Origin of the sequence: Pseudomonas sp. B7(2017) (genome assembly GCF_002112745.1) — a bacterium.
In the GTDB taxonomy this organism is placed as follows: Bacteria; Pseudomonadota; Gammaproteobacteria; order Pseudomonadales; family Pseudomonadaceae; genus Aquipseudomonas; species Aquipseudomonas ekonensis.
This window is the reverse complement of sequence record NZ_NEIP01000022.1, coordinates 21,047-36,065: the sequence shown is the minus strand read 5'-3', so window position 1 is coordinate 36,065 and position 15,019 is coordinate 21,047. Positions and strand designations below refer to the sequence as shown.

General features: G+C 60.4%; 12 protein-coding genes. 9 read left to right on the top strand and 3 right to left on the bottom strand.

The genetic code is table 11. From position 1 onward, the window contains the following. The first annotated feature begins 340 nt into the window (after window positions 1–340). Window positions 341–1,774, top strand: coding sequence for a hypothetical protein (locus CAG29_RS25925; RefSeq protein WP_085695346.1), 1,434 nt, complete (start codon window positions 341–343; stop codon window positions 1,772–1,774). Then, window positions 1,774–4,404, top strand: coding sequence for a lytic transglycosylase domain-containing protein (locus CAG29_RS25920; RefSeq protein WP_085695345.1), 2,631 nt, complete (start codon window positions 1,774–1,776; stop codon window positions 4,402–4,404). The genes CAG29_RS25925 and CAG29_RS25920 overlap by 1 nt, the downstream gene beginning before the upstream one ends. 1 nt (window position 4,405) lies before the next feature. On the opposite strand, the gene CAG29_RS28605 is transcribed toward CAG29_RS25920, so the two are convergent. Both CAG29_RS28605 and CAG29_RS28380 read right to left on the bottom strand, forming a co-directional pair. Beyond that, window positions 4,406–4,570 carry a hypothetical protein gene (locus CAG29_RS28605; RefSeq protein ID WP_170930405.1) on the bottom strand — a complete coding sequence of 55 codons (165 nt, stop codon included), beginning with the start codon at window positions 4,568–4,570 and terminating at the stop codon, window positions 4,406–4,408. Window positions 4,571–5,085: 515 nt separating this feature from the next. Continuing rightward, window positions 5,086–5,529, bottom strand: a complete 444-nt coding sequence (locus tag CAG29_RS28380) for a hypothetical protein (protein WP_139831531.1) — start codon at window positions 5,527–5,529, stop codon at window positions 5,086–5,088. 384 nt (window positions 5,530–5,913) lie between these two features. Here CAG29_RS28380 and CAG29_RS25915 point away from each other — a divergent pair, with 384 nt between their 5' ends. The 5 genes from CAG29_RS25915 (at window position 5,914) to CAG29_RS25895 (ending at window position 10,789) form a co-directional block, all read left to right on the top strand. Beyond that, window positions 5,914–6,132 (top strand): hypothetical protein, encoded by a 219-nt coding sequence (locus CAG29_RS25915; protein ID WP_085695361.1) that lies wholly within the window; start codon window positions 5,914–5,916, stop codon window positions 6,130–6,132. 279 nt (window positions 6,133–6,411) lie between these two features. Further along, entirely contained in the window at window positions 6,412–6,717 is a 306-nt protein-coding gene (locus tag CAG29_RS29195; protein WP_085695344.1) for a helix-turn-helix domain-containing protein, read from the top strand. A gap of 86 nt (window positions 6,718–6,803) precedes the next feature. Further along, window positions 6,804–8,570: a zinc-ribbon domain-containing protein gene (locus tag CAG29_RS25905; RefSeq protein ID WP_170930404.1), complete on the top strand. Its 1,767-nt coding sequence runs from the start codon at window positions 6,804–6,806 to the stop codon at window positions 8,568–8,570. A 709-nt stretch (window positions 8,571–9,279) separates the two neighbouring features. Beyond that, complete coding sequence (locus CAG29_RS25900; protein ID WP_085584695.1) at window positions 9,280–10,530, top strand: S-type pyocin domain-containing protein; 1,251 nt, start codon at window positions 9,280–9,282, stop codon at window positions 10,528–10,530. A gap of 7 nt (window positions 10,531–10,537) precedes the next feature. Then, window positions 10,538–10,789 (top strand): bacteriocin immunity protein, encoded by a 252-nt coding sequence (locus tag CAG29_RS25895; protein ID WP_085584693.1) that lies wholly within the window; start codon window positions 10,538–10,540, stop codon window positions 10,787–10,789. Between the two features lie 104 nt (window positions 10,790–10,893). On the opposite strand, the gene CAG29_RS25890 is transcribed toward CAG29_RS25895, so the two are convergent. Continuing rightward, window positions 10,894–11,994 (bottom strand): M14 family metallopeptidase, encoded by a 1,101-nt coding sequence (locus CAG29_RS25890; RefSeq protein ID WP_085695342.1) that lies wholly within the window; start codon window positions 11,992–11,994, stop codon window positions 10,894–10,896. A gap of 155 nt (window positions 11,995–12,149) precedes the next feature. Between CAG29_RS25890 and ggt the strand changes: the two genes are divergently transcribed. Both ggt and CAG29_RS25880 read left to right on the top strand, forming a co-directional pair. Next, a complete protein-coding gene (ggt, locus tag CAG29_RS25885; RefSeq protein ID WP_085629362.1) occupies window positions 12,150–13,982 on the top strand; it encodes a gamma-glutamyltransferase in 1,833 nt (610 codons plus the stop codon). Window positions 13,983–14,039: 57 nt separating this feature from the next. Next, the gene (locus CAG29_RS25880) at window positions 14,040–14,852 is read left to right on the top strand and encodes a MerR family transcriptional regulator (RefSeq protein ID WP_085641023.1); all 813 of its coding nucleotides are present in this window, start codon (window positions 14,040–14,042) and stop codon (window positions 14,850–14,852) included. Window positions 14,853–15,019 lie beyond the last annotated feature (167 nt).

The window sequence follows — 15,019 nt, the reverse complement described above, 5'->3', positions numbered from 1 at the left end:
CGCCAAAACACTGTTCAAATATACAGATAAAGCCAAATCTGCTAATATTAGGTTATAACCTTGCATCGGAGAATGAGTTATGAGCACCAAGACCCGAGGCCACCAAACCAAGCCAACCCGCGCAGAGATCACAGCCGCATATGAGCGCCTGCGCATCGCAGCGAACTCTGGAAGCGTGCAGGCGAACGCCGCACTGATCGCCCTCGCAGAACGCCGTCCTCTGCTTCCGATGGAGGTCTTGGTCGCATGAACAGTTCTCAATTTGCCCTGGGCCTTCAGGCCTCCCCTTTCCCACGCCGTCAGTAAATGACGGTTCAGCATCGCACCACGTGGAGCTGATATGGACGGACTTCTTGATTTCGTGAAAACGCCGGAGGGGCAAGGGCTCCTCTCGGCCGCATTCGGCGGCCTGGCAGGCGCGCGCCGCGGCGCCCCGGTAAACACGCTGGGAATCGCCGGCCTGGCAGGCATCGGCGGCTACAGCAATGCCCTGCAGCGCCAGGCAAGCGACCAATACCGCAACATGCAGGCGCAGCAGATCCAGGCCAACCTCATGCAGAGGCAAAGGCAGAATGACTGGCTGCAACAGCACATGCCAGGGAACAACCCGGGAGCAGGATCAGGCAATATGCAGCCTGCAGTCGGCCCCGATAGTGCCCAGGCTTTCCCTCAGCCTAACCGTCAATCGCCTATTCAGGTTGGCAGTGTTGATGGGGGTCAAATGCCTAGTTCTTCAGGATTGCCTAGCACACCGCCTGGCGGCATGTCGCAAAACCCAAAAGCTCAAGGCGAATTCCCACTAAGCCTGACTGACATCATGACTTATCAGATGCTTGGCATGGATGGCGGGGGAACCTTGCTCGACCTGTACAAGCAGGCGAACAACCCGCAGGAACGCAAGTCGGGCAGCTACTACTTCGATCCGCGCACTGGCAAACAGACCTATACGCCGAAGGTAGCGGAAGGCGTCATGCTGAATGAACAGGGCCAGGCCGTGCCGATCCCCGGCGCCGCCCAAGCCAACGCCGGCTATAAGGGCGCCGAGGCCGGCTCAATAAAGGCGGCGCAATATCCATGGGAAGTTGCGCAGAAGCGCTCCGAGCAAATTGGCGCAGCTAATCTTGATCCGATGCAAGTGATTGGGTCGGACGGCAACAAATACTACGTCGACCGCGGCACTGTCGCCGGCGGCGCCGGGGCAGGCGGCCCGTTCATGTCAGCACAAGACCCGGTGAGGCAATCTGCGAATCAGGATCTCAATAAAAACTGGATCACTAGCACTTACCAGCCGACCCTCGATGCCGGAAAGAGCGCCGCCGACATGAGGAATTCAATTACGGCCGCGCGCAATATTGACCTGAATACTGGATATGGCACTGAAGCTAAAGCGCTTGGAGCCAACTTCCTGACCAGTCTTGGGATTGCTCCAAAAAATGCGGAGCTTTTCGCCACCAACGCGCAGAAGTTGCAATCTGTGGCCATGGATCGCTTGCTGACGGTGCTGGGCGCTCAGAAAGGGCCTCAGACCGAAGGGGATGCTGATCGAGCAAGCAAGACGTTCGTCAGTCTCAAGAACACGCCGGAAGCGAACACTTTCATTCTGGATCTGGCAGAGGCAAAGGCCAATCAGGATGCTCGCAAGGCGCAGTTTTATCAGGACGCGCTGCCTCAGGCGCAGAAAGAAGGCGACCTGATGCGTATCGATCGCGAGTGGCGGAACATTCAGGGCTCTATCTGGAACGATCCAATACTTAGTCGCTGGCAGAAACGCTAATGGGTCTCTTCGATGGTCTGGAGCGGCGCAATGGACTGCCGGCAGGGCTTCTGGATGCCGTTTGGTCGGCCGAATCGAGCCGCGGGCAGAACATGCAATCGCCGAAGGGCGCACAAGGGCATTTCCAGTTCATGCCAGCCACCGCCGAGCAGTATGGCGTCAGCGACCCAAACAACCTCCAGCAGTCCGCCGCCGGCGCCGCCAGGATGCTCGCCGACATGGTGCGGCAGACCGGCAGCGTCCCGGGCGCCCTGGCCGCCTACAACTGGGGGATCGGCAACCTCCAGCGCAAGGGAATGGCCGCCGCGCCGGCGGAGACGCGCAACTACATCAACAAGGTGACCGCCAACATGTCTCATCAGGAACCGCAAGATGATGCTTGGGCTGCACTTCGCAGCAAGTACAGTCAGCAGGCGCCACAGGCGCCCGCGCCAGACGATGAGTGGAGCGCTCTCAGGCAGAAATACTCGATGCCAGAACCGCAACAGGTTCCGCTCGGAAGCACTGCCCAACCCGGCCAATCTGATCAGGTCGCCCAAGTAACCGCGCAGCAGGCTCGCAGCACTCCACCAGATCGACTAGCCGGCAGGAACTGGCTGGAACGAGGCACTCTCGGCGCCGGCAAGGCTGTCGCAGATTTGATGGAAGGCATCGGACTGGGCGGCGTCATCTGGCCTCGCGGGTGGCAGCGTGCGCCGGGGGCCGATGACGACCTGATGTCCGACCCCGCCGGTCTTGTCGGCAACATCGGCGGCCAGGTCGGCCTTGCATACCTTGGCGGTCGTGGACTGCAGGCAGGTGGGCAGGCGCTTGGAGCGACCAAGGCAGCCAGCATGCTGCCGAGCCTGAAAACCGCTGGTGGCCTTCTGGAGGGCGCCGGCAATGCGATGGTGAACCCATCAACCTACAAACAGGCGATCGGCGCCGGCGCGGCTTTCGGGGCCATCTCTCAGCCTGGAGAGCTATCTGACCGGCTGGCGAACGCCATCGCTGGTGGCGCAGGCGGTGGGGCTGGCTTGGCGCTAGGGCGAGGCATCGGCAAGGCCGCCGGCGGCATCCAGGCCATGATGAAGCCGGCAGCGCCCATCGAGATGGAAGTGGCTGCAAAACTCTCCAGAAAGGGTGTCGACTTCTCGGCATTGCCACAGTCCATCAAGGATCAGATCGTCGATATCGGCAAGAGGTCGATGGATGACGTGGACAACCTTGACGGCGACCAGTTGGGGCGCATGGCGGATTTCAATACCCTCGACATCAAGCCAACGCGCGGCTGGCTCAGTCGCGATCCGAAGCAATGGTGGATGGAGAACAACCTGAACACCGTCGACGACCAGATCCAGAAGCGGTTTGTCGATGCAAATCAGTCGCTGCTCTACGGCGTACGCAAGGGCGCCGGCATGGAGACCGACTACCAGCGCGGGCAGACCCTGCAAAAGTCGATCACCGATTACGACGCCAGCCTGAAGGACAAAGCCGACAAGCTTTACCAGACGGCCCGGGACACCGCCGGCCGAGATATTCCTCTCGACCCCCACAAGTTCGTCAGTGATGCCTCGACCGAACTTGACCAGCAGATGCTCGGATCGAAACTGCCAGCAGACACCCTGAAGTGGTTCAAGAAGGCCACCACTGGCAAGGAACCATTCGACATGGGGACTGCCCTGCAGCGGCTCCAGGCCCTGAACGGCAGGATCTACAGCACGAACGACAAGGCCGAGGCGGTGGCCCTCAACATCGTCAAAAGGCATCTGATCAACGCCATCGACAATGGCGAGTCGGCGGCCTTCAATCCGGCGCCAGGCTTCCGTCCTGGGTCGACCCCAGGTGTCCAGCCTGTTCCCTCGGATATCGGCATGATCGAAGGCCCAGGGCGATTCCTGCCTGGCGGCGCCCCAGTACCAGGACAAGGCGGCATCGTTCCATATCAAGGTGGGATTGGGCCATTCACTGGCGGCGCCGAACAGGCTGCCGAACAGGGCCCAATGGGGATCGCCGACGCCTTCCGCGCTGCGCGCACGGCCGCGGCAGACCGCTTCCGTTTCCAGGAAGCCAGTCCGCTGATCGAGAAGATCCTGAAGGGCAATTATGCTGCGGAAGACCTGCCTGACATCGTCGGCAAGATGAAGGTCGACCAGCTGAAAGACCTTTCCCAGCTTGAGCGCCAGAGAGGCGTGCCGATCATGAGCTCGCTGCGCAGCGCAGCCCAGGCCTACATCCGTGATTCTGCGACCCTGCAGGGAGAGACGGGTGGATCGTTCACTATCCACGGCATGCGGAAGGCTCTGGACAAGATCGGGCCTGAGAAAGGCAAGGAACTGTTCGGCAACGCCGGCTGGAGCGACTACCAACGAATCCTCAGGGCGGGCGGGGCGATCATGAACCCACCAATGAAGCCTGCCGGCTCCAGCACGGTTCCGAACCTGCTGAGGTTCGTCCAGTCTATGCCCAAACTCCCAATTGCCCATGGCCTCCTGAACATGACGGTCACGGCCGCCGGCAAGGCCAAGCAGATGGCTGATGTCGGCTCGGCGCTGAATCCGCCATTGAAGGTGATCGTCCCAAAAGAACCTCAATCAAGCCTTCTGCCGCTATTCACGGCGCCGGGCCTGCTTGGGTTCTCGGAGCAGTAGCTCAGTCCTCGTCAGGATTGATCAGGACGATCTTCCTGATCCTGCTGCCCTTCGGCAGATGCCTTTTGGCCAGAACTGTCAGCCACTCCTCAAGCTTGACCAGCAGCTGCACGCCGATGAATACGGCGGATATCTGAATCGCCTTCAACCAGTGTTCATCGACCATGCGAACCTCCAAGGTGCAATGCCTTCACCTACCGGAGCGGTACCCGGCTCGTCATGAGTCTAGTCGCTCCACGGGGCTTATAAGGTCAACAAAATTGACCGTTTGTCAGCCTGGCCGCACTTCGGTAACCAGTAACGGTAACCACCTCGTCTGGTTCCCAGTATCAGCTCTGGTATCCACTGTTTAGACCATTTCAGGCGGATATCGGAGATGGTGAGCAAGCGCGGTCACTGGCATCAGCGACCACCACTTTCCCTGTCATCGTCGGAACGAATACACCCGTTGGTTTCCACTCAGGTTTCCAGGTATTCCGAGTTTTCGGATGCCCTAAAAAGGATCAGGCGCCCGTACCGACGACGTGTAACAAGGCAGGCTGTTACAGCTCCCGTTACGGCAAAACACGCTGTTTCTCGTAGCGCTTCACGCACAGGTTTCGCGCACCAGAGTTGCGGCAAAAACCACAACGTACGCAGGCTGTTACGCGCCATAAGTACGCTCCCTGGTGCGCTTATCGCTCAAGAATCCAGCTCTAAGTCTCGGACACCAAAAACCAACTGAGCGGCGACGGGGTGCCATAGCACTGATGTAGCGTTCGCTGAAGCGACTACTTGGCGCAATGATTTATCTAGTAAGGGCCCTGGGGAGTGGGTCGACTTGCCATCGTGAGTAATTACGATTGCCGTTCCAAAAGCAGATAGCGATTTGATCGCTTCCGTGACGTAGCCTGGGATCGGCCCTGCGAAATCAAATGTCAGCCATACAGTCATCTTCTCCATCCATCGATGAGAGGCCTCAATGGCGCCAGCTAACACAGCACCTGCGTCAGTGCAGGCCGGGCGCAACGGGCAGATGATCTTGTTAATTACATATGAGTCGCCCACTTGCTGGAATGAGCCAATGTCGAACCCGGCCTTTCTTGCCGCATTGAGTGCGGCTGTATCCGTAGAGTTGTAGCCCATTGAATCCTCCTCACCTTGTCTTGGAAAATCTATCGGCAATTCCAACCAGTTCTTTATCTGCGTCGCGTATCGCCGAAAGCGCCGTAGCCCGGACAAAGCTACACAGCATCTGCCTTCGGAAATGGAGGACAACCAGATTCACTAAATTCAGATTCCCTGCCGACAAAGAGGTAGGAATGCCACATTGTGGCAATGGCACCACGCCCATGAGCTAAGTGAAATCAACCAGCCGACGCTTTCGCGCGCCAATGGAACCGGCTATACACCCCAGGCATTGATCATCTGCAGCGACTCGAAACGCTTGTCAGCAAGTGAGCAGTTTGTTTCATGCTCCTATCGAACCTGCGCTGCTACGCTTTCATTTTCTCGAATGGAGACGAAGCGATGCCTTCCCCCGAGTACTCTCTCCCAGATGTCCTAGAGCGCATGTATCGTAACCAACTCGCCGTGGAAGCCGCGCTAATGGAGCTGACCCTGCTAGTCGAAAGCCAGGGGCACGCAGACGTCGGCGACAATATCCGCACCGCGCTGGAGACGATTGGAGAAAACGCCGGGCACATCAAGCAAGGTTTCGCCCGGTTGAAGGCACAAGGGCCGCAGTGAACGAACCAGCGTCAGAACCGCCCATGGGCGATGACTTCGAGGTGGAGTTCATAGCGGGGCTAGGCAAGATGCTTGGCCGAGCTGAGGCGTCGGTCTGAGAAGGAGCACGCCGTAGTTCCTCCACCGATTAGGCGGCCTGGCGCCAGTCGGCAATCGCCAAATGGATATTGGATCTGAGCCAGGTTAGAGATTAAATGACTGCAGGGCGGAAGTGTTCTCGTGAAAACTGAGCTCCATGAACGGGCTCAGCCTACCCATGTTACCCGCGGGGTAAGCCGCATGACTCTGATATCGATCTCCGAAGCCGCCGCTCTATTGGGCATCGGTCGCACGACGGCCTATCGTCTCGCAAGAGAAGGCCGCATTCCTTGCGTGCGAAGCTTCGGGCCTCTGAGAATCCACGCAGAAAGGCTTCAAGCCATGATTTACGCAGAGGCTGAGGCGAGCATTGCGCCTGAACCAGATTCAAAGCACAACTCAGCAGCAGTTCGGCCGGCAGCCAAATCTGGGATTGGCGGATCACACCCAGTGCAGCTTTCACGAAAGCTTGACGCCCTACTCCAGTCCGGGCCCAGGAAAAAGTAACTTCGCCTATTGCGCACGCAATGTTGTTGGACAGCCCAGGGCGGCTATACCTAAAGATCTACACAGCGCTGCTCCTGGGGAACAGGATGAAAGGAACTCTCTATTGCACAAAGTGCGGAGCTGCTAACTCTGCTGACGCCAACTACTGCTTCAATTGCGGCCAGCAGATGACCAAGGTGCAATCCAACGTAGTCAATGAAAAGGCACTCCCTCCGACTGAAAATCCAAACCTTGATGCGGCGATGCAACCAAGCGATGACGGTGCACCAGCAGTATTAACAGCGCCGAATGTTGCCCCCAGCAGGTCTTACAACTTCATCGCCAAACACTGGCGCGGGGAATACTCCCTCGGTATTTCCTATTGGCTATTCGGCTTTTTGGTCGCAGCCTTCGTCGCTCTCATGGATATAGCGTTGAGCAAACTCAGCGAAGCTATGAGTCTGAACACGCAGAATCAAGGTTTCCTGATCCTAAGCTACTACCTCGTTACGATCATGGTGGCGGTCTGGCAGATCGTCGGGGTGATTCGTTCATCTTCCTCCCACGTTTCGCGCGGAGGCAAGCATTTCTGGGCGGTTATGGCCCAAGTGTTGGTCTGCCTTGGCGCGTTCCAACTTCTCGTTAGCTTCATCGTTAACGGCGTCCCCCTCATTCGCGAAGGGCTCGATATGATTCGGGGGACTGACAACATCCCGCCATATTCGCTACGCCTACTGCGCAACAACACAGAGCTTGAAGTAGCCGGCGGGATTCCGATCGGCACAACCGATGCGGTCAGGATCATGCTCGATTCCTCACCCGCTGTTCGAGTCATTCACCTGAATAGCATCGGCGGCCGAATAGTGGAAGCGAACAAACTCGCCGGCTTGATCTCTCAACACCATCTTATTACCTACACAAGCACAAACTGCTCCAGTGCGTGCGCACTAGCCTTCCTCGCTGGCCAGGAGCGCTATATCGGTGAACACGGCAAGATCGGCTTCCACAGTGCCTCCATCAATGGAGCCACAGGTGACGACGAACTCGACATCAACGCCAGCTTTAGAAAAAGTCTTTCCCGTTTAGGTGCAACGCCCGCGTTTGTTGCGAAGGCGACTACCACTAGTCCACAAGACATGTGGTTTCCGACCAATGAAGAGCTGAAACAGCAGAACATCATTTCTGCGGTTGTCGACTCCCGCTACTTTGGCCTGTCAGGAATCGTTGATTGGCGGGATGCCAATGTGATCGAACAGTCGCTGCTGAAAACGCCAGTCTACGAAGCGTTGTCGATCTACGACGCCGGTAACTATGCCAAGCTCAGGAAGGCCGTCGTCGAAGGAGTGCAAGCAGGGCGCTCGATGGCTGAGATACAAGTGGACATTCAGACGCTGTTCACTAGCTCGATTGTGCCGTATTACTTAGTCCATGCCCCTGACCTGCCCCTCCTCCGCTACTGGCGCTCACAGATTGCCGAAGTGAGATTCCTAGGCAAGACAAACCCTTCACATTGCGTGACTTTCCTCGGCATTGACAATAAAACACCAATCCTGAAGTTGATGGAAAATGTCCCGAAGGATCTGACCAATGAAGACCTCGCAGCACTCACAGAAGTAATCAAACAAACGGCTTCGGTGCCCGACAAACCACAGCCGTTCTCGAACTATGACAAAGACTTCGAAAAGGTGCTGCGTGTAATGATGGCAAAGGATCTACAGTTGGTAGAAGTGATGGCGAATCCTGAAAAATTCTCAAATGACCCGACAGCCACTTGCAACAGCCTAATCCTGCTGTACGACACAATCCTTTCACTGAGTGACTCAAAAAAATCAGCAGGCATCTTGCGAAGTATGATCCAGGAGTCGAGGCGATAAATTAGCAGCGTTCAAATGCTGATGGCACAAAGCATTGGGAGAACAAGTGCCAACGTTGCCACCAACGCGAGCAGTGAGTAGCGACTCGGTCGAAAATCGCAGGCGGGACTTGGATAAAAGATAAGGTTTGGCGGAAGGCTCGAGATGGGCGCGTGCTGATCGACGTAGATGGTTGCGAAGCCTGGGTAGAAATGGTGCGCCATCCGCGGCCGATCACAAGAATAGGCCATGATCGACAGAGAAACCTGTAGCTCTGTCGATCATGGCCTCCAGATGTAGAAGCCCAAAGCCGTTAATTTGATGCCGTTCGTCGGAGCATACTCATAAGACACGGGTGAGTTTCGAGCGCCCGTCGGAAAGTTGAAACAAGGCCAAAAAAGCGTCTAGGAACGAGCGCCGTGTATCCCTGCATGTATCCCCAGAACAACCGAAAACACAAAATACCATTAAATACTGATACTTAAATCATCAGTTCAGTTGTCTGTGTACCACCAAGTACTAAAAACGGCTTACCGAAAGGTAGGCCGTTTTTTTATGCCCCGAGAAAAGCCGCAGTTCAGGAAAGCACTGTAGGGAAACCAGCACCCTCCTGGTACGAACTGGATTTTTCGTGAAATCAGGCGCCTGAAACGCTCCCCGTCGGTTTGCCCGCCTCCCCCATTGACCGACAAGCTCCCTTGGCTCGATTCAGGCCATACAGGGAGTTGCCGTGGCTCGATTCAAACCTCTCTTCGATGATGAATGGCTTCGCAAACGTCGCAATGATGTTTACTCATGGGCCACATGGAGCCCGCCACCGCCGCCTGAGCCGGTGTACATCGAAAAGGATGAATGGCCGACGCCCAAGTCCCCTGAAGATCAGGTGTTCGCCAAATCCTGCACGGCGAACAACTGGTGCCGTACGGATGTCGGCACGGCAGCGGAACCCTCCTCCAACTTCGGCAAGGTCATGGTGGCGGGCGCCATGCTCTTTCCGTCCGCCAGCAGCGCGGTAGCAACGGCACTCGGCGCTGATCTGGCATTGGGGCGCATGGCAGGCGGCGGCATCTTGCAGCAGCGCCTCAACTGGGCGGTACGCGGTGCAGGCGGCCCGGCGAGTGTGTTCATCCTCGGAATGCTCCCGGCCAGGATGGGCGACGGCACTCTTCATACCGATGAACAGTTGCGCCGCATGACCCGCGCCACTACCCGCGTGCGTTTCCAGTTCCGGCGCGATGCCGAAGGCGTCATGCAGGTCTACGGCATCCATACCGGCGCCTCGGGCGATGACTCGGTGCGCACCGTCAAGGTCGAGTGGAACAGCGACAAGACAGCGATGGAGGCCAGTCTCAACGGCATCACGATATTGTGGACGCCGCAGCGCGGGCCCCTGGGGTCATTGCCGCCGCTGATCTATCCGGAACACGCGGAGCAACTGGGTACAATCCTCGTTCACCCGATTCCCGAGAACACCGACAGCCAGATAGAAGGCCTGCCCGGTGAAGACATCACCGCTGAGGATTGCATCCTGGTGTTTCCGGCGGAGACCGGACTCAAATCGCTGTACGTGGTGTATTCGAAGCCGGCCAGGCTGATGCCGGGCACCGTGACGGGGATTGGTGAGGATGTGCCGGGAATGTGGCTTGCGGGCGCGGGGACGGGGATCGGCGCGCCGGTTCCGACACGGATTGCGGATAAACTCAGGGGACGGGAGTTTTCGAGTTTCGATGCATTTCGCAAGGCATTTTGGCAAGCCGTTAGGGATGATCCGGATCTCTTCAATCAGTTCAACAAAGATGCCCAGGATCGCTTGATGTCAGGCAATGCCCCCGCAGTTCGAAACAGAGAGGCTGTAGGTATACGAGGAGTGTTTGAGTTACATCATCTCGAACGGGTCGCAGATGGCGGCGCTGTCTATGACGTAGACAACCTTCGAGTCAACACCCCCAGGAATCACATCAATCAACACAGAATCCAATGAGCATGTCATGACAAACATATCTGACTACACCGAAGCTGAATTCATTGGTTTCATCGAAAGGATACGAGCCACAAACAAACGCGGCTCAGATGCGGAACTGGGCGAGTTGCTGGCGCAATTCAGAACGCTTACCGAACACCCGGAAGGCACCGACCTCATTTTTTACCCGGAACCTGGAGAGGACAGTTCTGCCGAAGGTATTGCGCAGACAGTGAAGCACTGGCGTCAGGCGAACAGTTTGCCGGGCTTCAAGCAATAAACACCTGGCCGACCCGACTCACCTACATCCTGCACCGTTCTCCCTCTCCGAACGGCCTATCGAAAGGCAGGCCGTTTTTCATGCCCCGAGAAAAGTGCCGGGCATCACTCGCCCAGCGCCGCCAACCCCTTCGCCCAGATCTGCCGGGTGCGCAATCCCACCATCGCCCGCCAGTCCGGATCTGCCGGATAGAACTGCTCCAGCAGGTTGAGCTTGATCTTGCGCCCCTGCGCACCGAGCGGATCGCCGTGCAGGTGCAGCCAGTGGTCGTCGCGCAGATGCCGGTGCACCTGCGCCCCCGGATAGGTGCCGCACTCGATCACGAACGGCATCATCCGCACGCCCGGCAGCGCATCGAGCAGCGCCTGGGAGGTGTAGCCGGTGGCCGTCGCCGCGACGCCGGTTTCGCTCAGGGTATCGGCGCCGGTGTGCAGGGTGTACAGCCACGGGCCGTAAACCGCTTGGGCCTGGGCCAGCGCAGGGTATGGGCCTGGGGTGATGGTCAGCAGCATCGGGTGGCCGTACTCGCCCGCGCCGGTGTGCAGGTCGAAACACATCACGGTTTCGGCACCCGCCAGGTGCTGCTGGACGATGCGGTGCAACGTGCGGTTCGACCAGGCCGGTTCCCGCCCGCCATAGAACAATCCGTCGGGGTGGCTGTGCTGGCCGCCCTCGACGATCGACATCACCGCCGGCCAGCCGTGTTCGGCGATCTGCGCGTCAAGCAGGGCATCGGCCCGCTGCCGCTCAGGGCCGTCGAGCTGCGTGCAGGCATAGATCCCGTGCAGCGCCGCATAGGCCCGGTTGTCCGGCAACGGCCGGGAGAAGTCCAGGTGGTTGCGGTTGAGGTCGATGTTGTCCTCGTTGACCCTGCGCAGCCACGCCGTGCCCCACGGGTTGATCAGGTGCACCATCACCACGGCGACGTCCCTGGGCAACTGGTCGGGCGTGAACCGCTTCAGCCAGTCGATCTGGCAGTCGGAGCCGTAGTAGCCCTCCACCCCGTGCGTGCCGCTGATGGCCACCAGACGCCGCTTGGACTGGGGATCGCCCAGCACCGCGACATCGGTGCTCAACGGCTCGCCGAACGGCCCGTTGAGCGGATGCGCGTAAGAGAAGAGGGTCGCCCCGGCGATGTTCGCGGCGGCGAGAAAGCGTTCGCGCTGAAGGCGGTAGCCGGTGTGTGTGGCAAATGCGTTGTCCATGGAGGCCTCTTGTAGGTTTTCTGGCGTCTCGTGTGCCTTCGACCCTACAGAAAATCCACCGGGGCTTGAAGGAGAAAGTACCCGGCGGTTTGCGTCCCGTACGGTCGGCCGATACAGTCCGTCAGTCTTTTCACCCCACGGACGGAGAAGCCCGCGTGTTTCCAGCCCTGCCCCTGAGCCGTTTTCGCCTGCCTGCCCTGAGCCTGATCGTCAGCGCCCTCACCCTCGCCGCCTGCAACGCCCCGCCCGCCTCGACGTTGCCGCAGGCACCGGAAGCCGCCTCCGGCTACCGCACCGGCCTGCAGGCCAGCCACGCCAGCCGGCACATGGCGGCCGCCGCCAACCCGCTGGCCGCCGAAGCCGGCCGGGAGATGCTGCGCAAGGGCGGTTCGGCCGTCGACGCGGCAATCGCGATGCAGGCGGTGCTGACGTTGGTCGAGCCGCAATCCTCGGGCATCGGCGGCGGTGCGATGATCGTGCTGTGGGACGGCAAGCAGGTGCGCACCTACGACGGGCGTGAAACCGCGCCGGCCGGCGCCACCGAGAAGCTGTTCCTGCAAGCGGACGGCAAACCGATGCCGTTCCCCCAGGCGCAGATCGGCGGGCGCTCGGTCGGCACGCCCGGGGTGATGCGGGCGCTGGAGCTGGCGCACCGGCAGCACGGTCGCCTGCCGTGGGCGACGCTCTTCGAACCGGCGATCAAGCTGGCCGAGGACGGCTTCGCCCTGTCCCCCCGACTGCATTCGCTGCTGGCGTCTGACCCGGCGATCGGCCAGTCGCCGGACATGGCCAGGTACTTCCTCAACGCCGACGGCAGCGTCAAGGCCGTCGGCACACGCCTGCGCAATCCCGAACTGGCCGCCGTGCTCAAGCGCATCGCCCACGAAGGCGCCGACGCCCTGTACAAGGGCCCGATCGCCGAAGAGATCGTCGCCAAGGTCCAGGGCCACGCCAACCCCGGCAGCCTGTCGCTGAACGACCTCGCCCGCTATCAGGCCAAGGAGCGCGCGCCGCTGTGCACCGACTACAAGCGTTGGCAGGTCTGCGGCATGCCGCCGCCGTCCTCGGGCGGGATTGCCGTGGCGCAGATCCTCGGCACCTTGCAGGCCCTCGAGACCCGCGACCCGCGCCTGGCGCTGACGCCGCTCAAGCCCCGCAAGACCGACCTGCCCGCAGGCATTGAGCCTGCGCCTGAAGCCGTGCACCTGATCGCCGAGGCCGAACGCCTGGCCTACGCCGACCGTGCGCAATACGTGGCCGACACCGACTTTGTGCCGGTGCCGGTCAAGGGCCTGGTGGATCCGGGCTACCTGGCCACACGTGCCGGCCTGATCGGTGAGCGCAGCATGGGCAGCGCCCGGCCGGGCAACCCGCCAGGGGTACAGGTGGCCTATGCGCCGGACCGTTCGCCGCTGCGCATCTCCACCTCGCAAGTGGTGGCGGTGGATGACTTCGGCGGTGCGATCTCCATGACCACCACCATCGAGGCCGCCTTCGGCTCGCACCTGATGGTCCAAGGCTTCTTGCTGAACAACCAGATGACCGACTTCTCGTTCATCCCCGAGGAGAACGGGCAGAAAGTCGCCAACCGCGTCGAGCCCGGCAAGCGCCCGCGCTCGTCGATGGCGCCGACCCTGATCTTCGACCGCGCCAGCGGCGGGTTCGTCGCCACAGTCGGCTCCCCGGGCGGCTCGCAGATCATCGAGTACGTGGCCAAGACCACCGTCGGCCTGCTCGACTGGAACCTCGACGCCCAAGACGCCATCAGCCTGCCCAACTTCGGCAGCCGCAACGGGCCCACCGAACTGGAGCAAGGCCAGTTCAGCCCGGCCCTGATCCAGGCGCTCAAGGCCCAGGGGCACGCGGTGAACGAGATCGACATGACCAGCGGCACCCAGGCCATCGTGCGGGTCAAGGATGCGCAAGGAAAGGTCTCTTTCGAGGGCGGGGCGGATCCGCGCCGTGAAGGCGAGGCGTTGGGGGATTGAGCTTGCCCTTGGGGCAGGCTTTAGCGTGAGTCCCGAGCAGCCAAACAGGAGAGATTCATGCTGACCATCGGACAAATGGCCCGCTGCCACGGGCTCACCACCAAGACCCTGCGCCACTACGACAGCATCGGGCTGTTCAGCCCGGCGCTCACCGGGCGCGACAACGGCTACCGCTACTATCGCCCGGAGCAGATCGTCATCCTCGGCCGGATCCTCTGGCTCAAGGGCCTTGGCCTAGCGCTGGAGGACATCCGCTCGCTGGCCGCAGGCGGCGGGCTCGACAGCGTCGGCGCGATGCGCGAGACCCTCGAAGCCCACGCCCGGCACTTGCGCGCGGAACTGCAGCGCAGCGAAAACGTGCTGGGCCAGCTGACTCGCTACCTCGCACAGCCGGATCGCGGACTGCCGGCCCTGCAGGCGCCCGAACGGGTCGCCTACCCCGCGCTGCGGATCATGGGCATGAGCTGGCAGCAAGGAGAGGACGGTTCGATCGCGCAAATGTGGGATCGCTTTGAACCCAGGGAGCCCGAGATCGACCGCCTGCGCGAGCCGGTCGGCACCTTCGGCGTGTGCGAGCCTTTGGCGGACGGTCAGTGGCGGTACGTCGCCGGGCTCCCGGTGGGCAGCGGCGCCCACCTGCCCGACGGGATGGTGGAACTGCACATTCCCGCCCGCCCGTACGCCCGCGTCGAGCACCACGGTTCGGTGACCACGCTGCCGGAGACCTTCCGTGCGGCCTACAGCGAATGGCTGCCCGCCGCCGGCATGGCCCCGGCCGAAGGCATCGAGTTCGAATACTGCGGCGAGCGCTTCTTCGGCCCGATGGATCCGCGCAGCGTGGTCGAGCTGTACATTCCGCTCAAGGACTGAGGTTCCCTCACGGCGACTGCTGCGCCGTCGAGCGGGAGCGGTTCGCTCCCGCCAGCCCCGGACATGACGGCAACGGGTCCGGGAAAAGAACCGGTCAAGGGCCGTTCCCGGCGCTCTGCTCACACCACGTGGAGAAATGCCCTGCAACATCCGAAGAAGCGTCAGAC

Bases quoted from the DNA above. Each gene is read 5' to 3' on its own strand.
- CAG29_RS29195 (WP_085695344.1), top strand. From the start codon at position 6,412: ATGACTCTGATATCGATCTCCGAAGCCGCCGCTCTATTGGGCATCGGT.
- CAG29_RS25880 (WP_085641023.1), top strand. From the start codon at position 14,040: ATGCTGACCATCGGACAAATGGCCCGCTGCCACGGGCTCACCACCAAG.
- CAG29_RS28605 (WP_170930405.1), bottom strand. From the start codon at position 4,570: ATGGTCGATGAACACTGGTTGAAGGCGATTCAGATATCCGCCGTATTC.
- CAG29_RS25890 (WP_085695342.1), bottom strand. From the start codon at position 11,994: ATGGACAACGCATTTGCCACACACACCGGCTACCGCCTTCAGCGCGAA.
- CAG29_RS25905 (WP_170930404.1), top strand. From the start codon at position 6,804: ATGAAAGGAACTCTCTATTGCACAAAGTGCGGAGCTGCTAACTCTGCT.
- CAG29_RS25920 (WP_085695345.1), top strand. From the start codon at position 1,774: ATGGGTCTCTTCGATGGTCTGGAGCGGCGCAATGGACTGCCGGCAGGG.
- CAG29_RS25895 (WP_085584693.1), top strand. From the start codon at position 10,538: ATGACAAACATATCTGACTACACCGAAGCTGAATTCATTGGTTTCATC.
- CAG29_RS28380 (WP_139831531.1), bottom strand. From the start codon at position 5,529: ATGGGCTACAACTCTACGGATACAGCCGCACTCAATGCGGCAAGAAAG.
- CAG29_RS25915 (WP_085695361.1), top strand. From the start codon at position 5,914: ATGCCTTCCCCCGAGTACTCTCTCCCAGATGTCCTAGAGCGCATGTAT.
- CAG29_RS25925 (WP_085695346.1), top strand. From the start codon at position 341: ATGGACGGACTTCTTGATTTCGTGAAAACGCCGGAGGGGCAAGGGCTC.